The organism is uncultured Megasphaera sp., assembly GCF_900539295.1.
GTDB lineage: Bacteria > Bacillota > Negativicutes > Veillonellales > Megasphaeraceae > Megasphaera.
Genome location: NZ_UQBH01000004.1, coordinates 68,424 through 88,540, shown reverse-complemented (window position 1 = coordinate 88,540; position 20,117 = coordinate 68,424). Strand labels below are relative to the sequence as shown.

Sequence of the window (20,117 nt, the reverse complement as noted above, 5' to 3'; positions counted from 1 at the left end):
AGTCTCCCCTCTTTTTATCTTGCAATATTTGGGGGAATACGGTACAATCGCAAGTGAGCAATAGCCGTATATTGCACTGGTGGGACAAAAATCGTACCACTGGGAACAAAAACGTAAATCAATACGTCTATGTGAGTAGAAAAGGAGAAATCTGTATGCTAAAAAAAACCAAGATCGTCTGCACTTTAGGCCCCAGTTCTAATACTCCGGAAATTATTGAAAAGATGATTAAAGCCGGCATGAACGTTGCCCGTTTTAATTTCTCCCATGGGTCTCATGAAGAACATAAACAGCGCATCGACATGGTTCGAGCTGCTTCCGAAAAATTGGGCATCCCCGTAGCTCTGCTCCTCGACACAAAAGGCCCGGAAATCCGTTTGGGCAAATTTAAAAATGGCTCCATCATGATGGAAGCCGGCAATGATTTTACGTTGACCGCTCGTGACGTAGTAGGCGATGAAACCATCGCTTCTATGAACTATAAACAGTTGCCGCAGGACGTTAAGCCCGGCGACCACATTCTCTTGTCCGACGGCTTGGTAAACCTCGAAGTCGTCAACGTCGAAGGCGAAGATATTCATACTAAAATCATCAACAGCGGCAAGATGAGCGACCGCAAGCGCGTTGCCGTACCGGGTATCGCTATCAACCTTCCGGCCGTTTCTGAAACGGACGCTGCCGATATCGAATTTGGCTGCCGCATGAACATGGACCTCATCGCTGCTTCTTTCATTCAGCGCGGCAAAGACGTCCTCACTATTCGCAAGCTCCTTGAAAAGCACAACAGCGAAATGAAAATCATCTCTAAGATTGAATGTCAGGCCGCTGTTAACAATATCGATGAAATCATCAAGATGAGCGACGGCATCATGGTAGCCCGCGGTGACCTCGGCGTCGAAGTTCCGGCTGAAGAAGTTCCGATGCTCCAGAAAGTCCTCATCCGCAAATGCCACGAAGCCGGCGAACCGGTCATCACGGCCACACAGATGCTGGAATCGATGTGCAACAACCCTCGCCCGACCCGTGCTGAAACGAGTGACGTTGCCAATGCTATCATCGACGGCACCGATGCTATCATGCTCAGTGGTGAAACGGCCGGCGGTCTCTATCCGGTAGAAGCTGTTGAAACCATGGCACGCGTTGCTACCTTCACGGAAAGCAACTTCACGTCGAGACCTTTTGAAGATGACGATTCTGAATCGGCAACGACGACGGAATCCATCGGTAAAGCTGTCGTTAAGATTGCAAAAGACCTTCACGCTTCGGCTATCATCGCTTCGACCGAACGCGGCGGCACAGCCCAGATGATTTCTAAATTCCGTCCGGACTGCCCGATTGTCGCTGTATCTCCGCACGAAGCTATCGTCCGCCGCTTACAGCTCAACTGGGGTGTTCAGGCCATTAACGGCAAAGAAGCCGTTGATTCCGATGCTGTTGTCGACAATGCTATCTTTGCAGCCCTCGACAATGACCTCATTAAAGCCGGTGACCTCGTCGTCCTGACGGCAGGCGTTCCCGTTGCAAAAGCAGGTTCTACCAATATGATCCGCGTTCAGGTCGTCGGTGACGTCCTCCTCCGCGGTACCGGTATCGGCCGTAAATCGGCTGTCGGCAAAGTCTGCGTTGCCGAATCCCTGGAAGACTTGAAGAAGAACTTCACCGATGGCTGCATCCTGGTTCTCCGCGCAGCTCGTGCTGACTTTGTAGAATACATGAAACGCGCCAGCGCCATCGTATCTGAAGAAGCCGGCCTCACGAGTGAATCGGCCATCGTTGCCATCACCCTCGGCATTCCGACCGTCGTCGGTGCAGAACACGCTGCTGATACCTTGAATAATGGCGAAGTCGTCACGGTTGATGCCAGCCGCGGCACGATTTTCCGAGGCGCAGCTAACGCTCGATAGATCATAAAAAATATTGCATAATTAAGTACTCCCCCATGAGTCAGACTGTTACAGCTCTGCTCATGGGGGAGTTTTGCATTAGGGACAATTCTTTTTGTTTAATTTATGACCGTCATGTCACTACTAGGATGGATAGAGACCTGAAATACTCCTTTGGGAGTGAAAAAAATTGCCATATCTTCGGCTCGGATGATGCGAGATTGTGACCGTATCGTGCAGTGGTCATTACGTCGGTGTCATAGGGGAGGTATATAATCGGATAAAACAAGAAAGGATGATGGGTATGAAAATGACGAAGAATATGGCTAAACTGGCAGCCGCTGTCTGCATTTCTATGTCTGCAGGATTGGGTGTCGTATCGGCCTTGGAGGTACAGTTTTCGGACGGGGCGATGCCGCAGGGCATGCCTCCGCAGGGGATGCCGCCACAGGGAATGCCGCCTCAAGGGATGCCGCCTCAGGGACAGCAGGGAAAATCCTTGTCGGAATTTACCGCTGCGCAGCGGATTACGGGCAAAGAGGCACTTCTTGTCAATCAGGATATCACGGCTGATGAGGCCGATGAAAATGCCGTCCTGGCAGAACAAGGAGCTGACGTGACCCTGAAGCAGGTTCGTCTTTCCAAGACGGGAAATACGACCAGTGAAGACGGCAGTAATTTCAACGGTCAGAATGCCGTCCTCCTCGTTTCCAACAGCACGGCGTCCCTTACCGACGCTGCTGTTACTTCTGATGCCGAAGGGGCCAATGCTGTCTTTGCGACGGGAAAAAATGCAGTCGTCACCGTCAAAGACATCAAGATTAACACCAAAGGCAATTCGTCCCGCGGCTTCGACGCGACGTACGGCGGTACGATTCACGGTGAAAACGCGGATATTACGACGGCAGGGGCTCACTGCGCGGCCTTGGCGACCGACCGGGGGGAAGGCAATGTCTACGCCACGGGCAGTACTCTTTCGACGAGCGGTGAAGGCAGTCCGGTCATCTATTCGACGGGCAATATCGTCCTCACGAAGAGCAATGGCGTCGCCAAAGGCAGCGAAATCGCCTGCGTCGAAGGAAAGAATTCCATCTTTATAGAAGATTCTACCCTCACCGGTTATAAGAACCATGGCGTCATGCTTTATCAGAGCTTTTCCGGCGATGCCGGGACGGGGACAGCTTCCTTTACGGCTAAAAATTCGACGCTTCGCAACTATTCTGACGGAGCTATGTTCTACATCACGAATACGAAGGCCGTTGCCAGCCTGACCAATACGATTATTGAATCGCCGAAGAACCAGAACCTCATCGAAGTCTCCAGCGACCGCTGGGGGACGGAAGGGGAAAACGGTGGTGACTTTGAATTTACGGTAGCCAAACAGACTCTCAGCGGCGACATCGTCGCCAATAAGATCAGTACCGTTTCCGTCAGCCTGACAGACGGCTCGAATTGGAGCGGTGCCATGAATCCTAAGCATACGGCTAAAAGTGCCGGCCTTTCCCTGGATTCCTCGTCAGTTTGGACTGTGACCGGCGACTCCTACGTTTCGGCTTTGACGGACAGTGATACGACGCTGAGCAATATCCGCAGCAACGGCCACACGATTTACTACGATAAGGGCAATAAGGCCAATGGCTGGCTCAAGGGCAAGACCGTAAAACTAGCTGACGGCGGCAAAGTAATGCCCTTATAGGCCCATGAAGGCCAGCATCTGCATCATCCCCGGGATAAAGGTGTCGATGTCGAGGGATTCCTCTAAGGTGTGCTCGCGGCGGCTGCGGCAGAAGCCGAAGGAAATGGCCGGGATTCCCAAACTCAGGGGAATGTTGGCATCGGTGCTGCCGGCAATGCACTGCGTAGTAAGGCCCTGTTTCCGGCGGATGGCAGTAATTCTCTGTACCAGCGGATTTTGGTCGGCCTTGCTGCAGGGCCGCTGGCCGAGGCTTTTTACGGAGATGTGGACATCATCGGACCGCTGCTTTTCTAAGAGGGCTTGGAATGTCCCGTCGAGGGATTCTAAGGACGGCCCGTCTTCGGATCGGAGATCGACAGTGAATTCTGCTTTGGCGGCAATGGAATTGACCGTCGTGCCGCCGCTGATGGTGCCGACATTATAGGTCGTCTTGGGCTCGGCCTGAAGAGTGAAGCTGTAAAGGGCATCGATGATGGATGCGGACGCGGCGATGGCATTGGCGTTTCCAAAGCCCATCCAGCTGTGGCCGCCCGGCGTTTCCACCGTAACTTTATAGCGCCGAGAACCGACGGCCGTGGCGACAAAGGTGTCGAAGGTGCAGTCGACGGCGACGACTTCTGAAATGCGGCCGGCCCAGTCAGCCATGATCTGGCGGATGCCCTTGAGATTGCCCAGGCCTTCTTCGCCGACGTCGAAGGCAAAGAGCAGGCCCTGGGGAGGTGTGAGCTGCAGGTCGAGGATCATCTTGATGATGAATAAAAGGCCGGCAATACTGGCGCTGTTGTCACTGCACGACGGGGCCGACAAGGTGTTGTCTGATTGATGAATCGGTATCTTGGAAAGATTTTCGAAGACCGTATCCATGTGGGCCGTGTACAAGGCTGCTTTTTGGCCTTTTTTCAGCCGGCAGGGATAGAGGATGTTCCCGCTGTCATCGTAGTAGGCCCCGTCAGCGCCGATGCTGTGGAGGTAGTGGAGAATCCACTTGCCCTTTACCTGTTCACGGCCCGTTGGCGAAGGGATGGAAATAATGGTTTTGAGGAGGTCCAGCCACTGCTGCTGGTGTTGGCGTACATAGGTTTCAAGGATGTCGTTCATAGACTCATCTCCTGTAAAGATTTTCCTTATTATATCATAATTTTTAGGAATTCGAGGCTTTTCCTGTCTCAAACAGGCGTCTACAAGAGCGCTTGTTTCTGGCAGCAAGGCAGCAAAAAAGGCCCCGTCCATTTGGACGGGGCCTTAGTGTATCTTAGCCTAAGATTTTTTTCAAATCGGCTTCCGGCGTTGTCGTCGGGGAGATGTTGAAGTTTTCAACTAAGTAGTTGAGGACGTTCGGCGAGAGGAAGGCCGGCAGTGTCGGTCCGAGGTAGATGTTTTTCAGGCCTAAGTAGAGGAGGGTCAAGAGGATGCAGACGGCCTTCTGTTCGTACCACGAGAGGACTAAGGTCAAAGGCAGGTCGTTGACGCCGCAGTCAAAGGCTTTAGCCAAGGCGACGGCTACCTGGATAGCGCTGTATGCGTCGTTGCACTGGCCCATATCCATGATGCGCGGCAAGCCGCCGATGGTGCCGAGATCGAGGTCGTTGAAGCGATATTTGCCGCAGGCCAGGGTCAGGATGACCGTATCGGCCGGGGTCTGCTGAACGAAGTCGGTGTAGTAGTTGCGGCCCGGGCGAGCGCCATCGCAGCCGCCGACGAGGAAGAAGTGCTTAATGGCACCGGCTTTGACTGCGTCGATGACTTTGTCTGCAACGGAGAGAACCGTACCGTGGCCGAAGCCCGTCGTAACCGTCGTACCGCCGTTGATGCCGGTGAAGTGCTGTTCTTCTTTATAGCCGCCGAGTTCCAGGGCTTTTTCGATGACCGGTGTGAAGTCTTTGTCTTCGCCGATATGGGTTACGCCGTCAAAGGAAACGACTTCTGTCGTGAAGACGCGGTCGATGTAGGATTTCTTGGGGGGCATGAGGCAGTTTGTCGTGAACAGGAAGGCACCGGGGACGCCGTCGAATTCTTTCTGCTGGTTCTGCCAAGCCGTGCCGAAGTTGCCTTTGAGGTGTTTATATTTTTTCAGTTCGGGATATGCATGGGACGGGAGCATTTCGCCGTGGGTGTAGACGTTGACGCCCTTGCCTTCGGTCTGCTGGAGGAGGGTTTCCATATCCTTCAGGTCATGGCCGGTGACGACGATGAACGGGCCTTTTTCGATGGTAAGGGGAACCGTCGTCGGAACGGGAGTACCGTAAGTCGACGTGTTGGCTTCGTCGAGGAGGGCCATGCAGGTCAAATTGACTTTACCTGTTTCCATGACGATGGGGAGAAGTTCGTCCATGCCCCAGTCTTCGCTCAGAGCCGAAAGGCCTTTGATGAAGAAGGCACCCAGTTCGTCGCTGGTCTTGCCGAGCATCAGGGCATGATAGGCATAGGCTGCCATGCCGCGCATGCCGAAAAGGATGAGCGATTTCAGGGAACGGATGTCTTCGTTGGCATTCCACAGGCCGCTCATATCGTAGTCGGCAGCCGGGGAAGACGAAAGCGATGCCGATTCAGCATGAACCTTGTCGATCATGACCTGGGTCGTTTCGGTGTTGAAGTTGACGTTGGTAACGGTCGTGAACAGGCCTTCGAGGATGACCCGGTAGGTCTGTGCTGTCGGGACGGCAGTCTGACAGGTACGGGCCAGGCCGATGAGGGCACCGGTCAATTTGTCCTGGAGACCGGCTTCAGCCGACGATTTACCACAGACACCGGCACCGCCCGTACAGCCTGTACCGAATGCCGTCTGTTCACACTGAAAGCAAAACATCTGTTGTTCTTTTGTCATTGAAAAAACCTCCTCTATTTCTATAACAATAAAAATGAATAAATACCTGAGTAATCTGTATCTTCAGCTCTTATCGAGTATGCATAGAGTATAGCAGGTGCGGCATTTCATTTCCGTTGCATTTACAACAAAATGAAAATTATCTTTCTTGGGGAAACGAAAACGGTGCTTGCAGAATGAGGTTTTCTACGGTAATATAGATGTATCTAATCTATATTATAATATATCCGAAAGATATGTAAATAGGAGGAAATTACAATGGCAGATAATAAAACCTATGCTGTGTTCAAAACGAATAACGGCGATTTTACCGTAGAACTCTTTGCAGAAGAAGCGCCGATTACGGTTGAAAATTTTGTGACCTTAGCTAAAAAAGGTTTTTATGACGGCACGATTTTCCACCGCATCATCGCCGATTTCATGATTCAGGGTGGTGACCCGACCGGTACCGGCCGCGGCGGTTCGGAACAGACTATTCCCGATGAATTCGGTAAAGGCCTTGATTTCAGCCAGCCCGGCATCTTGGCCATGGCCAATGCCGGCCCCAATACGGGCAGCTCCCAGTTCTTCGTTACGGTCGTACCGACGCCGTGGCTTCAGAATCATCACTCCATTTTCGGCAAAGTCGTCAAAGACTACGACGTCGTCGAAAAAATCAGCCGTGTCCAAACGGATTTCGCCGACAAACCCCTCGAGGATGTCGTCTTGAATACCGTTGAAATCACGACCGAAGCGTAAGGCTTCATGATATATTATACTTATATGGTTCGCTGTGCCGACCGGTCTTTATACACCGGATGGACGATGGATGTGTCCAAACGGGTGGCAGCGCACAATGATGGCAGAGGGGCTAAGTATACCCGTTCCCGTCGACCTGTGACCCTGGCCTGGTGCCAGGGTTTTCCTACAAAACACGAGGCCATGCACTGGGAATGGGAAATCAAGCAGTGGACGAGAGAAAAGAAAGAGCAGCTCTGCCGGAATGAGTTTTCGGTTTGTCCTAAGGGAGATGACTTACTGTGAATCGATGGAAAAAATGGCTGACAACGGCCTTTGCCGGCCTGACCCTCTGTGTGGCTCCGGTAGCCGCTGTTTCTGCTGCTTCGGCAACTCAAATCCTGCTCTACGGAGCGGCGTCGATGGCAATGGCCCGTCATCAGCTGATGCAAATGGATGATAATAATCAAAAACAGATGCTGGCCAGCACTCAGGCGAAAACCGGTGTTGTTGATAATGAAGCCTATAACCGGCGGGTAGAAACGATTCAGCGCAACCTCGTGGCAACGGGTCTGGTTAAACGCAATTACGACGTATACGTCAATCCGTCGCAGGATCTCAATGCCTTTGAAACGGTAGGCGGTGTCATTTCTATCAACCGCGGTATGATGGATGCCTTAAATGACGATGAACTGGCCTTTACCCTAAGCCATGAAATGCAGCACGGTGAAAAGCGCCATGCCGTCAACGGCGTCTTGAAGAGTATCGGTATTGCAACCTTGGTCGACGTAGCCCTCGGCGGCAACGCCAATGTCCTCGATATCCTGTTGGGCAGCGTCGCTGTCAATTATATCGACAATGAAGTCGTTACCATGGATCAGGAAAAACAGGCCGATGAAACGGGTTTCAACATCATCAAGAACACGGCTTATAACGTCGGCGGTGCCGCCTCGTCCATGCAGTATGTCTACGAACAGTACGGCGATTTATGGCAGGAAGGGTTTAAACGGGTCATCAGTCCCAATAACCATCCGCAGATGTCGAGCCGTATCCAGAAATTGGCCGGCCGCATGAGCCAGTGGTCGGGGAATCACGTTCAAGTCGGCGGCAATACGGTTTATGTCAATGCAAAACCGGTCGTAACGCCGGCTGCTATGGGTGACTATTCGTCACGGCGCCGGGCCTTCCTCGTCGCCGGCAACCTGGCGCGGTCCTTCCACGATGTCTATGGAGAAGCGCTGAAGGACAACAAAGTCGTGACTGAAACGATCAATAAGAAAGACCCGTCCTGGACGGTCAATGCCCAAGGGGATGAACTCTATCTGAACGGGCAGTATATTATGACCGGCGCTGCTGGAGACAACGTTTCGAGCATTGCCGGTGACCTCCAAAAAGCTCTGGACAGCAAGGATGCCATGCTGAGCAAAGGTGATATTCAGAAGAAAGACAAGGAATGGACACAGAAGTACGGGTATAAGGCAACGAAAGAAAATCAGGTAAAGAAGGATAAAGATGCCTAGGCAGATCGTCTGTGTCGTGGCCCTCATGGCCTTGACCCTGGGCGTCGGCATCTTCGCCGGTGCCCGTCAATCGACGCACTCCCGCGGCGTAGATATGATTTTGGAACAGGCCCGGCAGCATGCCATGGCAGATAATGAAGAAATGCCTGTGCTTCAAGGAAAGCCGCAGGTTACCCTTCATTATCCCGAATCGAATCCGGCAGCCGGTCATCCGATCCTGCGCTGGAGCCGCGTCGACGGTGCCGTCATGTATGACGTACAGATCTTGAAAAAAGACGGCGATGACAGTCAGGGAACGACGGTCTATGAGCCGTTCATGGAAGATCAGCGGGCTTACACGACGGGATTGGAATTGAAACTGCCCGATACTTTTTTTGGTCCGTCCTTTTACTGGCGCGTTCGCGGTCTGGATCTGAAAGGCCGGCCGGTCAGCGAGTTTTCTGATGTTGAAGAAGTATATGTCGATATTTTTAAATCGGTGATGGAAAAGCCGACGCCCCTGTCCTTTTTCAATGGAGGACCGGGTCAATGGCTGCTCTATCCCGTCTACGATTGGATTTCCGTTCCCGGTGCCAAGTCTTATGAAGTAGAAGTCCTCGACGGGCTTCCGGAAAATCCCAATGGGACGAGGCCGTCCATTCACCGCATCGATGTCTATCATCCGGAATATTCCCAGCAGTACGACCAAAAGGCACGCTGGGGCGATAAGCCTTTTTATTGGCGCGTTCGCGCTTTGGATGAAGACGGGCATGCCATCGGCGGCTATTCTGATGCCGTGCCCTTTGAAATGAGTCCGGCAGCGGAAGCGGGCGAGGTCGCTATTTTTGGCGACAGCATCAGTCACGGCGGCGGCAGCATTTCCTATTCGCCGACGGATTGGGAATTCAGCTATGCTTCATATCTTCGCTTTCCGACGATTAATTTGTCCCAGAGCGGCGATACGAGTGTCATGGCTGTCGAGCGTTTTGACCGCGACGTCCTGCCCTTCAAACCGTCGTACGTCCTAGTTCTCGTCGGTTCGAACAGCCTCCGGGCCGGTGTTCCTTCCTGGGAAGTCATCGGCGACCTTCAGGCCATCAAAGAAAAGGCCTTGAGGAATGGCATTAAGCCGGTGTTCCTGACGATTCCGCCTTTCAATCCGCGGAATATCAAGGCTGCCTTTGACCAGGATACGGTGGATGATTGGCAGCAGTCCGTTGCTGAGGTCAACGATTATATCGATACCCAGGTTCACATCGACATCGTGCCGGGCATGGCCGATGACGACGGTGAATTAAAGACCGAGTTGGCCCTTGACGGACTCCATCTGGATCCGCCGGGGAAAGAACTCATGGCCCGGGCCATCAATAATGCCTGGGATGACCTTACGGCCCTTCCTGACAGTGCTTGGGAATAGGTTGATGAGCTCTTACGTATGACAGAACGCCCTGCCGTAGTACGGCAGGGCGTTCTTTTATTCTGCTAATAATTTTTTTGCGGTGAACTGGTCCGTAATGAGGACATTTGCATAGCCGCCTTTTAAGGCAGCTCGGATGCTGGCGACTTTTCCTTCTCCTCCGGAAAGGAGGATGCTGTATTCTTTGTTCCGCAGGTCATCCAAATCGATGCCGACCGTTCGGTCATTCAGTTCCTGACTGGAAATGTTCCCGTCTTTATCGAAGAAGCGGGAGCAGATATCTCCGACGGCGTGGGTCTTTAGATAGTTCTTTTCCTGTGAATCGGCATAGCCTAAGCGGAAGAACAGGGCATTGTCGCGGACCGTGCCGACGCTGAAAATGGCGATGTTGGCATTGCGCCCGAGTTCTAGGACACGCTTGATATGGCGGTCGCGGTAGACCATCTGCTTGACTTCCTTGGAGTCGAATAAGACCGGAAGGGGCAGGTACTGGGCGATGGTTCCGTAATTGCTGGCGAACTTTTCCAAGATTTCATTGGCATAGGTTTCGCTCGTCGATAAGGTGATGCCCCCTTCGAGCTGGACGATTTGGGCGCCTTTTAAGGGATGGGGGATGAGCTGATGGGATAAGTTGTTCAGCGTCGTTCCCCAGCCGACGCCGATGATGTCGCCGTCTTGGATGATGTCGTTGACGTAGGCGGCGCCTCGTTGGCCGATATATTTCTTTATTTCTTCTTCATCTTCAATGGGCGCATTGGCGATGCAGACGTCGCGCAGGCCGTAGGCGGCGGCTACTTTTTGGGCCAGTTGGCTCTGGTCTTCGATGGGGTCGAAGATTTCGATGCGGACAAAGCCTTTGTCCTTGGCATACTGCAAGAGTCGTGAGACAGAAGGACGAGAGAGCTTCATTTCCTTGGCAATCTCGGCTTGGCTGAAATTGGACTGGTAGTATAATTTTGCGGCACTGATGGCCAGTTTATTCTTATCGTGTTGCATAGGCATTCATCCTCGATGTGGTGCTTCTAAAAACACGGATTGGTGAAATATATTTCGAACAATAAGGTCCTCTTTATTATCGCATTTTTAACCGTACTTTTGCAAGGTAAAATGTAATATTAGAAAAAATGCCATCGTTTTTTCATAATGTTTAATGCATAAAAAATATGAATCGTTAAAAGCTATACAATAATTGGAAATATGTAAAAATATATTTGGAAAAGTTACAAGAGACATATAATGAGTACATGTAAAAAATATGCGGAAATCGAAAGGATAAACCGATGTATTTTCTGGAAGGAGCAATGTTATTATGCAAAACAAGCAGTATATAATGGCCCTCGATGCCGGTACGACGAGCAATCGCGCTATTATCTTTGACAATGAATCTCGTATCGTCAGCGTCAGCCAAAAAGAGTTTACCCACTATTTCCCGAAACCGGGCTGGGTCGAACACGACGCCAATGAAATTTACCATACCATGCTTGAAGTCATGCGGGAAGCCCTGAATCAGTCCAATCTGACGGCTAACGAAATTTCTGCCATAGGCATTACTAACCAGCGTGAAACGACTGTCGTCTGGGATAAGAACACGGGCAATCCGGTGTACAATGCCATCGTTTGGCAGTCCCGTCAGACGGCCGATATTTGTGAAGATTTGAAGGCCCGCGGCCTGGTAGATGAATTCCGTGACAAAACGGGCCTGGTCATCGACGCCTATTTTTCCGGTACTAAGGTAAAGTGGATCCTCGACAACGTAGAAGGGGCCAGAGAAAAAGCCGAAAAAGGGGATCTCCTCTTCGGCACTATCGACTGCTGGCTCGTTTGGAAACTGACGGGCGGACAGGTTTTCATTACGGACTATTCCAACGCGTCGCGTACACTTATGTTCAACATCAAAGAACTAAAGTGGGACGACCAACTCCTTGAATATTTAACCGTTCCCAAGTCGATGCTGCCGGAAGTTCGTCCGTCGAGCGATATCTATGGCTGGACGGAACCGTCGATTCTCGGCGGCATGGTCAACATCGCCGGTATCGCCGGTGACCAGCAGGCTGCTCTTTTCGGTCAAACTTGCTTTGAACCGGGCATGGCTAAGAATACCTACGGGACGGGCTGCTTCATGCTGATGAATACGGGGACGACGCCTATTCCGTCTAAAAACGGTTTGGTCACGACCATTGCCTGGGGCCTTGACGGTAAGGTCGAATATGCCCTCGAAGGCTCGATCTTCGTTGCCGGTTCGGCGATTCAGTGGCTCCGCGACGGCCTGCGCCTCATCGATACGGCTCCTGATTCGGAATGGGTAGCAAAACGCGTTCCCGATTCGGACGGCGTCTATGTCGTACCGGCCTTCGTCGGCCTGGGAGCTCCTTATTGGGATATGGATGCCCGCGGCCTCATCATCGGCATTACCCGGGGCACGAAAAAAGCTCATATCGTCCGGGCAACTCTGGACTCTATGGCGTATCAGACGAAAGACGTTCTCGGTGCCATGGAAGCCGACTCGGGCATCAAACTGGCCGCTTTGAAGGTTGACGGCGGTGCCGTTGCCAACAATATGCTCATGCAGTTCCAGGCCGATATCCTCGGTGTTCCCGTCGACAGACCGCAGGTCATTGAAACGACGGCTCTCGGCGCGGCCTACTTGGCAGGCCTTGCTGTCGGCGTCTGGGATTCCAAAGAAGAGTTAGTGTCGAGCTGGAAACTTCAAAACCGGTTTGAACCGACGATGAATCCGGAAAAATCGAATGCCTATTATAAAGGCTGGCGCAAGGCTGTCAAACATGCCATGCATTGGCTGAGTGATGAAGACTGACAGCGAGTGCATAGTTATGATATACGATAACTTACTTGGTGAATTTATCGGAACGATGGTCCTCATCGTCTTCGGGGGCGGCGTCTGCGCCTGCAACACAATGGCTAACTCAAAGGGCTAAGGCGGCTGGATTTGTATTACGACGGCATGGGGGTTGCCGTAACCGCCGTAACCCTCGGTGTCTTTCCGGCAACGCCCCTGGGCGCTCCTCAGGGCGATTTGAATCCGGCCGTTACCTTGGTCGAGACCCTCATCGGCATCTACACGGTTCCGCAGTTTATCGTAACGTCCATAGTTCAAATTTGGGCGGCAGCCTGGGTGCCCGTCATCGCTCCTATGGCCGGTACCCTTGCTGCCTATGTCATCGCGACGGCACTGCACGTATTTTAATTTCATGTGAAGTTTATTGTGGTTATAGGGACTCGATTCGGGTCCCTATAATTTTATATATTTACAAAGTTTCTTCATATATTGAATTTAATTTCATAAAGCATTAAGCGTGAAGTGTAGCTTGTTTTATGGACATGATAAATTTTCATTACCCTGAAATGAAAATATGTAAAAATAAGCTTGCAATTATTTTCACAAACTTATATAATAAGGGCATCAAAGATAGTAATCCATAGGCATTTACAGAGAAAGAGGTTGTGAATATGACAAAACAAGCAGATGTCGTCGTAATTGGCGGCGGTATTACCGGCACAGCCATTTTGCACGAATTATCAAAGTATAAGCTTCGTGCCGTTCTGGTTGAACAGGAACCGGAATTGGCAGCCGGTACAACAAAAGGCAATAGTGCCATTCTTCACGCAGGTTTCGATGCTCCGACGGGCAGCATGAAGGCGCTCATGAATGTAGAAGGCAATGCCATGTACCATGAATTGAAAGATGAATTAGATTTGGAAATTCGTTGGTCCGGGTCATATGTAGCAGCTCTCGACGACGAACAGATAGAAGTTCTTAAAGAACTCCTCGCCCGGGGGCAGGCTAACGGCGTTCCCGGCTTGAAAATCATCAGCGGTGATGAAATGCGCAAAGAAGAACCGAATGTCAGCAAAGACATCAAAGGCGCTCTCTTTGCACCGACGGCAGGCATCTGCTGGCCTTTCGGATTGGCTCTGGCCTTTGCCGAAAATGCCGTCATCAACGGGGCGGAAGTCATCCGCGACTGCAAGGTTACGGACATCGTCGTAGAAGGCGGTGCCGTTAAGGCCGTTGAAACGGATAAGGGAACGATCGAAACGAAATACGTCATCAATGCAGCCGGCATTCATGCCGACGACATCAGCCGCCTGGCCGGCGACGACAGCTTTACGATTAAACCGCGCCGCGGCGAATACATCCTCTTCGATAAGACGGCTCAGAAGGATTTGGTTTACTCGCCGATCTTCCCGACGCCGACTAAGATGGGCAAGGGCATCCTCGTCTGTGCGACGACGCACGGCAACGTCTTCGTCGGTCCGAATGCACAGGACCTGCCGGAAGACGACAAGGATGATACGGCCGTTACCATCCCCGGTATGGATGAAATTCTGGACAAAGCACGCCGCTTAGTTCCGAATATCCCTGTAGGTGCTACGATTACTGAATTCTCCGGTGTCCGCGCCGTTTCCAATACGGGCGACTTTATCGTCGGTCCGTCGGAAAAGACGACGGGACTGCTCCATGCTGCCGGCATCCAGTCGCCGGGCCTTACATCGGCGCCGGCCATTGCCAAGAAATTGGTAAACCTCATCGTGTCTGAAACGGGCGCTTCAGCTAAGACCGACTATAAAAAAGGCCGTCCGGCTCAGCCTTACTTCCGCATGATGCTCGATGCTGATCAAAAAGCTCTCATCGCTAAAGATCCCCGTTACGGCCGCGTCATCTGCCGCTGTGAAACGATTACGGAAGGCGAAATCATCGATGCCATCCATCGCCCCGTCGGTGCCCGTACTGTCGACGGCGTCAAGCGCCGTACCCGTGCCGGCATGGGCCGCTGTCAAGGCGGTTTCTGCGGACCTCGCGTTACACAGATTTTGGCTCGTGAATTGAACATCCCGGTTACGGAAGTCCGGAAAGAAATGCGTAATTCCTATATGTTCTATAATAAAGAAAGCGGAGGTAAGGCATAATGGGTGAACAACTTTATGATATTATCATCGTTGGCGGCGGCCCGGCAGGCCTGTCTGCTGCATACAGCGCCTGGCAGAATGGTGCTAAACAAGTCCTCGTCTTGGAACGTGACCGTGAAGCCGGCGGCATCCTTCAGCAGTGCATCCACAACGGCTTCGGTCTCCATCACTTCAAAGAAGAACTGACCGGCCCCGGCTATGCACAGCGGTGCTATGATTTGGTCAAAAATAAACCGGAAATCAAGATCCTCGTCGACACGATGGTCCTCAATATCAATCAGGATAAGACCGTTACGGCTGTCAGTCCGGAACATGGTCTGATGAAAGTAAAGGGCAAGACGATCATCCTCACCATGGGCTGTCGTGAACGGACCCGCGGTGCCATCCGCATTCCCGGCTATCGTCCGGCCGGCGTCTTTACGGCAGGGGCCGCTCAGCGCATGGTCAATATGGAAGGCTACCTGCCGGGCAAGAAAATCGTCATCCTCGGCAGCGGCGATATCGGCTTGATCATGGCCCGCCGCATGACTCTTGAAGGCTGTAAAGTACAGGCAGTCCTGGAAATCTGCCCCTTCTCCAACGGTCTTACTCGAAACATGGTGCAGTGCCTCTATGACTACGACATTCCCCTGTATTTGTCCCATACGATCACGGCTATCCACGGGAAAGACCGAGTCAACGGCATTACGGCCGCCAAGGTCGACGACCATATGAAACCGATTCCGGGCACGGAATTCGATATCGACTGCGATACCCTGCTCCTGTCGGTCGGCCTCATTCCGGAAAATGAATTGTCCCGCGGCCTGGGCATGGCCATGCATCCCTTGACTAACGGCCCAATCGTCGACCAGCATCGTGAAACGAGCATCCCCGGCATCTTTGCTGCCGGCAACGTCGTCCATGTCCACGACTTAGTCGACTTCGTATCGGAAGAAGCGGAAATCGCCGGCAAGTATGCGGCTCTTAAAGCACAGGAACAGCTGCCGGAAGACGTAGCGGATATCGCCGTTGAAGCTGTTGATGAAGTCAGAACCTGCGTCCCTCAGCACGTCCGGGCTACGGCAGAAGGCGAAACGATTCGCCTCTTCATGCGGGTTCGCAAGCCGATGAAAAAAGTTCGCCTTACCGTAAAGAGCGGTGACGATACGCTATTGACGAAAGTCCTCCCCGTCGCCAAACCGAGTGAAATGATTGCCGTCAACGTACCGGCTGCTAAAGCTAAAGGTCATCATGCGGATTGGACTGTTTCCGTAAAGGAGGAAGCATAATATGAGCGTAGAAACGAAACAATTAAACTGCATTAACTGCCCCATGGGCTGCTTGCTTACGGTTACGCTGGAAGACGGTAAAGTGACGAACGTCACCGGCAATACCTGCCCGCGCGGCGAAACATATGCCCATCAGGAATTGACCGATCCCCAGCGGATGCTGACGTCGACGGTCGCCATTGAAGGCGGCGAACTGCCGCTCTTGCCGGTCGTATCCAAGACGACGCTTCCGAAAGGAAAGATCCTCGACTGTGCTCTGGCACTGCGCAGCGTCCATGTCAAAGCTCCCGTAAAGACAGGTGACGTCATCGTCAAAGATATCTTGGGACTCGGTGTCGATATCGTAGCCAGCCGGGATATGTAATCGATGCAGTCGTATTGAAATATCCTCTTCTCTGTATATACGTGAAAACTCCCGCCAAGAAATCCTTGGCGGGAGTTTTTGTATGATACGAGATCGTCACTGTATAGACGGGTAACTTAGTCCCAGCCCAATTTGCGGCGTTTTTCTTCGATGTCGGCGACAATCTGTTTAGCCAATGCTTTGGGATCGACGTTGACTGTCATGACCGAACCGAGGGTATCCTTGGTATCGTGTTTTAAGAAGTTTTCGACATTCGTCGAGCCCTGTACCGGCGGTTCGACGCAGTGATAAGAATTGATGCCGAAGAGGCGGAAGGCGAGAGAGGCGTCGAGGCCTTTTTCGTTGGACCATTCCGGGCTGGTAAAGGCATAAGGCATATCCTTGATGTCGTGGCCGGCAGCCTGGGCGATACCGCCTAAGACGACGGATGCCCGGGTGTTGTCGACGCATTCACCCATGTGCCATACGGGAGGCAGCTTGCCGCCGAGGAATTTCTGCAGGGAGTCACCGGCTTTGGCGGCGCCGTCCTTGCTGCAGAATCCGAGTTTTAAGAGCGGGAAGGAAGCACAGCCGTTGGTGAACAGGAGAATGTCGTTCTTTAACAACTCTTCGGCGACGTCGACGACGGCCCGTTCGTAAACGACACGGGGGTTATTGCAGCCGACGATGTTGACGATCCCCTTGAGCTGACCGCTCTTAAGGGCGTCGGCCAAGGGACCGAAGCCGTTGAATTCTTCGGCAATGTTTTCAGCATTGAAGCCGACGTCAGCCGTGACTTCGTAGGACGGAATGAAGACCGGTACGTCGCGGCGGGCTTCAAAGCTTTCGATGGCCCGGGTAACGATTTTTCGGGCCAATTTTTCTGTGTCTTCGATGTTGGAATGGTGATGGTCATAGGCGTAGTGTTCGGCACCGGGCAGGCGGGCGGAATCACTGGTGGTGACGACGGTCGTCTTGAAGCAGCGGGCGACGTCCATGATGGACGGGAAGACGTCCTGTACGTCGGCAACCCACAAGTCGAGGGCACCCGTGCCGAGGACGAGTTCGGCGCCGACGGCGTTCGACAAGGGGATGACCCCTTCGTAGCGGTACATGGCAGCCAGGCAGGAACAGCAGACGCCGTAGAACTGGATGCCCTTAGCACCATGGGCCTTGGCCAGGTCGATGAATTCCTGACTGCGGCCGATGCGGACGATTTCACTGACCAAGGTCGGAAGATGGCCGTGGACGGCGATGTTGACGTAGCCCTTTTTCAAGGCACCGATATTTACTTTAGACGTAGCTCGATGGCCGATGCCGAAGACGACGTCCGTTGCGATGTTGGCAGCGACGACGCCGGTAAAGCAGAAGGCCAGACCGCAGCGCAGGAACTGTTTCATGATGCTCTGCCAGTCGCCGTCGGTGCCGACGCCGGTGCGGTGATAGGCGTCGAAGACTTCATTGTAGGCGCTGATAGGGATGATGTCGAGGTCGTTCCAAACCTTTTGCCGTTCGGCCGGGGCCATGGCTTTGATGGTTTCGTAATCGTCCGGAGTCGGGCGAGAGAGGTCGGCTAAGAGGACGTCGGCCAATTTACCGGCCAGGGCTTTGACGTCGTCCGTGTCGTCGGGAATGCCGAAGGCTTTGCAGACCTGGTGCAGTTTTTCAACGCCGAGAATGGGGAGGTTCAGTCGACCTTCGGAGATGAATTTTAAGGTCAGCAAGACTTCACGGGCATGGGCACCGTGCTGGGCGACGCCGGCAGCAGCACTGCGCAGGATGTTGCGCGATACGATGAGGTCGGCATCGGCACCGCAGACGCCGCGGGGCGTCTTAGGCGTAATCTTACAGGGGCCCATGTTGCAGTTTTTACAGCAGACGCCGGCCAGACCAAAGGTACACTGGGGCTTTTGCTGATCGAAGCGGTCGAAGGTCGTGTCACAGCCAATCTGTTCCATGCGCAGCAGCATTTCTCGGACGGCCGGATCCGGCGTATGGTCCAGGACATCCTGCTTCGAGGCGAAGGTTTTGCGGTATTCGGCGACGGCCTTCATGTAGTCATTGACGCCGCCGTGGACGTGGGGATGATTGTGATCGTGGGGATGGACGTGGTCGGCCAGACAGTCATGACCATGGTCATGATGATGGTCATGGTCGTGATGGTGCTCATGGTCATGATGATGGTCATGGTCGTGATGGTGCTCATGGTCGTGATGATGGTCATGGTCGTGATGGTGGTCATGGTCATGATGGTGGTCATGATCATGATGTTTGTGATCATGGTCGTGATGGTGCTTGTGATCGTGGTCATGATGATGGTCATGATCGTGATGATGTTTCTGTTTCGTTTCCAATTCTTCTTCAGACATAAACTTACTTCCCCTCTAAAAAATAAAAAACCATGTTCCAAGTCTTTTATTTTTATTAATTTTATAAGATTTTACTTAATGAAAAAATGAACTGCCCTTATTATAAAAGCAGTTCATTTTTTTGGCAAGGTATGTGTCGGTTAGTTTTTTTATAAGAATTATTTTACCTTCTGCTGGATGAAGCCCGGCGTCGTGAGGTAACGGTCGCCGTTATCCGGCAGGAAGGCTACGATGGTTTTACCAGCATTTTCCGGACGTTTGGCAACTTCGGAAGCTGCATAGAGAGCAGCGCCGCCGGAGATACCGATGAGGAGGCCTTCAGCTTCCGTGAATTTCTGAGCCGTTTCAAAAGCCTGTTCGTTGCTGACCGTGAAGACTTCGTCGTAAACCTTGGTATCGAGGGTTTCAGGAACGAAGTTGGCACCGATGCCCTGGATTTTATGCGGGCCGGCATGGCCTTCCGAAAGGAGCGGAGAATCTTTCGGTTCGATAGCGATAATCTTGACGGACGGTTTCTTTTCTTTGAGGTACTGGCCGACACCGGAAATCGTGCCGCCCGTGCCGATACCGGCTAAGAAGATGTCGACGGCACCGTCGGTGTCTTCAAAGATTTCCGGACCCGTCGTCAGGCGATGGACTTCCGGGTTGACCGGGTTGGTGAACTGGCCGGGAATGAAGGAGTCAGGGATTTCTTTAGCCAATTCGTTGGCTTTGTCGACGGCACCCTGCATGCCTGTTTTCCCCGGAGTCAAGACGATTTCAGCACCATAAGCGGAGATGAGGTTGCGGCGTTCGACGGACATCGTTTCCGGCATGGTGAAGATGGCGCGGTAGCCTTTGGCAGCTGCAACGGCAGCCAGGCCGATACCGGTGTTGCCGCTCGTCGGTTCAATGATGACCGAACCCTTCTTCAAGATCCCCTTCTTTTCAGCGTCTTCGATCATGGCTTTGGCAATGCGGTCTTTGGCGGAACCGGCCGGATTGAAGGCGTCGAGTTTTACGAGCAGGTTGGCGGAAATACCGGCGGCGCTGTTATAGCGTTCCGGTTTCAATAACGGTGTGTTGCCGACTAACTGTAACATAGAAGTGTAAATTTTACTCATGATACATCTCTCCTTTTCGTATGGATTCATCCCCCGATGAATGCAAGTGTATAAACAGTAAATGATAAG

General features: G+C 52.5%; 16 protein-coding genes. 11 read left to right on the top strand and 5 right to left on the bottom strand.

From position 1 onward, the window contains the following. The first annotated feature begins 155 nt into the window (after positions 1-155). Together pyk and QZQ46_RS02340 are read left to right on the top strand one after the other, a co-directional pair. Positions 156-1,904, top strand: coding sequence for a pyruvate kinase (gene pyk / locus QZQ46_RS02345; RefSeq protein ID WP_296826434.1), 1,749 nt, complete (start codon positions 156-158; stop codon positions 1,902-1,904). Between the two features lie 283 nt (positions 1,905-2,187). Beyond that, on the top strand, positions 2,188-3,579 hold the full coding sequence (locus QZQ46_RS02340; protein ID WP_296826432.1) for a hypothetical protein: 1,392 nt from the start codon (positions 2,188-2,190) through the stop codon (positions 3,577-3,579). Here QZQ46_RS02340 and QZQ46_RS02335 read toward each other — a convergent pair. Further along, entirely contained in the window at positions 3,574-4,677 is a 1,104-nt protein-coding gene (locus QZQ46_RS02335) for a M20/M25/M40 family metallo-hydrolase (RefSeq protein ID WP_296826430.1), read from the bottom strand. The two genes, QZQ46_RS02340 and QZQ46_RS02335, sit on opposite strands and share 6 nt — an antisense overlap. A 154-nt stretch (positions 4,678-4,831) precedes the next feature. After that, a complete protein-coding gene (hcp, locus tag QZQ46_RS02330) occupies positions 4,832-6,403 on the bottom strand; it encodes a hydroxylamine reductase (protein ID WP_296826428.1) in 1,572 nt (523 codons plus the stop codon). A 258-nt stretch (positions 6,404-6,661) separates the two neighbouring features. Between hcp and QZQ46_RS02325 the strand changes: the two genes are divergently transcribed. The 4 genes from QZQ46_RS02325 to QZQ46_RS02310 are packed head-to-tail and all read left to right on the top strand — an operon-like array spanning position 6,662 to position 10,036. Continuing rightward, positions 6,662-7,141, top strand: coding sequence for a peptidylprolyl isomerase (locus QZQ46_RS02325; RefSeq protein ID WP_296826426.1), 480 nt, complete (start codon positions 6,662-6,664; stop codon positions 7,139-7,141). A 6-nt stretch (positions 7,142-7,147) separates the two neighbouring features. Further along, positions 7,148-7,426, top strand: a complete 279-nt coding sequence (locus QZQ46_RS02320; protein WP_296826424.1) for a GIY-YIG nuclease family protein — start codon at positions 7,148-7,150, stop codon at positions 7,424-7,426. After that, entirely contained in the window at positions 7,423-8,640 is a 1,218-nt protein-coding gene (locus QZQ46_RS02315) for a M48 family metallopeptidase (protein ID WP_296826422.1), read from the top strand. The genes QZQ46_RS02320 and QZQ46_RS02315 overlap by 4 nt, the downstream gene beginning before the upstream one ends. After that, positions 8,633-10,036: a GDSL-type esterase/lipase family protein gene (locus tag QZQ46_RS02310; RefSeq protein WP_296826420.1), complete on the top strand. Its 1,404-nt coding sequence runs from the start codon at positions 8,633-8,635 to the stop codon at positions 10,034-10,036. Before QZQ46_RS02315 ends, QZQ46_RS02310 begins: the two co-directional genes overlap by 8 nt. A 57-nt stretch (positions 10,037-10,093) precedes the next feature. Here the strand turns inward: QZQ46_RS02310 and QZQ46_RS02305 are convergent, their stop codons facing one another. Next, positions 10,094-11,032: a sugar-binding transcriptional regulator gene (locus QZQ46_RS02305; protein ID WP_296826418.1), complete on the bottom strand. Its 939-nt coding sequence runs from the start codon at positions 11,030-11,032 to the stop codon at positions 10,094-10,096. A gap of 313 nt (positions 11,033-11,345) precedes the next feature. Here QZQ46_RS02305 and glpK point away from each other — a divergent pair, with 313 nt between their 5' ends. From glpK to QZQ46_RS02280, 5 genes are all read left to right on the top strand, one after another. Beyond that, complete coding sequence (gene glpK, locus QZQ46_RS02300; protein ID WP_296826416.1) at positions 11,346-12,851, top strand: glycerol kinase GlpK; 1,506 nt, start codon at positions 11,346-11,348, stop codon at positions 12,849-12,851. Between the two features lie 132 nt (positions 12,852-12,983). Beyond that, positions 12,984-13,241, top strand: a complete 258-nt coding sequence (locus QZQ46_RS02295) for a hypothetical protein (RefSeq protein WP_296826414.1) — start codon at positions 12,984-12,986, stop codon at positions 13,239-13,241. Positions 13,242-13,504: 263 nt separating this feature from the next. Continuing rightward, complete coding sequence (locus QZQ46_RS02290) at positions 13,505-14,965, top strand: NAD(P)/FAD-dependent oxidoreductase (RefSeq protein ID WP_296826412.1); 1,461 nt, start codon at positions 13,505-13,507, stop codon at positions 14,963-14,965. Beyond that, the gene (locus tag QZQ46_RS02285) at positions 14,965-16,233 is read left to right on the top strand and encodes an NAD(P)/FAD-dependent oxidoreductase (protein ID WP_296826410.1); all 1,269 of its coding nucleotides are present in this window, start codon (positions 14,965-14,967) and stop codon (positions 16,231-16,233) included. Before QZQ46_RS02290 ends, QZQ46_RS02285 begins: the two co-directional genes overlap by 1 nt. A 1-nt stretch (position 16,234) precedes the next feature. After that, positions 16,235-16,597: a DUF1667 domain-containing protein gene (locus tag QZQ46_RS02280; RefSeq protein ID WP_296826408.1), complete on the top strand. Its 363-nt coding sequence runs from the start codon at positions 16,235-16,237 to the stop codon at positions 16,595-16,597. A 116-nt stretch (positions 16,598-16,713) separates the two neighbouring features. On the opposite strand, the gene cooS is transcribed toward QZQ46_RS02280, so the two are convergent. After that, positions 16,714-18,945 carry an anaerobic carbon-monoxide dehydrogenase catalytic subunit gene (cooS, locus tag QZQ46_RS02275; RefSeq protein WP_296826406.1) on the bottom strand — a complete coding sequence of 744 codons (2,232 nt, stop codon included), beginning with the start codon at positions 18,943-18,945 and terminating at the stop codon, positions 16,714-16,716. 158 nt (positions 18,946-19,103) lie between these two features. Continuing rightward, positions 19,104-20,048 (bottom strand): cysteine synthase A, encoded by a 945-nt coding sequence (gene cysK / locus QZQ46_RS02270; protein WP_296826404.1) that lies wholly within the window; start codon positions 20,046-20,048, stop codon positions 19,104-19,106. Positions 20,049-20,117 lie beyond the last annotated feature (69 nt).

Coding starts and splice junctions, on each gene's coding strand:
- QZQ46_RS02335 (WP_296826430.1), bottom strand. CDS start 4,677: ATGAACGACATCCTTGAAACCTATGTACGCCAACACCAGCAGCAGTGG.
- hcp (WP_296826428.1), bottom strand. CDS start 6,403: ATGACAAAAGAACAACAGATGTTTTGCTTTCAGTGTGAACAGACGGCA.
- QZQ46_RS02320 (WP_296826424.1), top strand. CDS start 7,148: ATGATATATTATACTTATATGGTTCGCTGTGCCGACCGGTCTTTATAC.
- cysK (WP_296826404.1), bottom strand. CDS start 20,048: ATGAGTAAAATTTACACTTCTATGTTACAGTTAGTCGGCAACACACCG.
- QZQ46_RS02285 (WP_296826410.1), top strand. CDS start 14,965: ATGGGTGAACAACTTTATGATATTATCATCGTTGGCGGCGGCCCGGCA.
- QZQ46_RS02340 (WP_296826432.1), top strand. CDS start 2,188: ATGAAAATGACGAAGAATATGGCTAAACTGGCAGCCGCTGTCTGCATT.
- QZQ46_RS02325 (WP_296826426.1), top strand. CDS start 6,662: ATGGCAGATAATAAAACCTATGCTGTGTTCAAAACGAATAACGGCGAT.
- glpK (WP_296826416.1), top strand. CDS start 11,346: ATGCAAAACAAGCAGTATATAATGGCCCTCGATGCCGGTACGACGAGC.
- pyk (WP_296826434.1), top strand. CDS start 156: ATGCTAAAAAAAACCAAGATCGTCTGCACTTTAGGCCCCAGTTCTAAT.
- QZQ46_RS02280 (WP_296826408.1), top strand. CDS start 16,235: ATGAGCGTAGAAACGAAACAATTAAACTGCATTAACTGCCCCATGGGC.
- QZQ46_RS02305 (WP_296826418.1), bottom strand. CDS start 11,032: ATGCAACACGATAAGAATAAACTGGCCATCAGTGCCGCAAAATTATAC.
- QZQ46_RS02310 (WP_296826420.1), top strand. CDS start 8,633: ATGCCTAGGCAGATCGTCTGTGTCGTGGCCCTCATGGCCTTGACCCTG.
- QZQ46_RS02290 (WP_296826412.1), top strand. CDS start 13,505: ATGACAAAACAAGCAGATGTCGTCGTAATTGGCGGCGGTATTACCGGC.
- cooS (WP_296826406.1), bottom strand. CDS start 18,945: ATGTCTGAAGAAGAATTGGAAACGAAACAGAAACATCATCACGATCAT.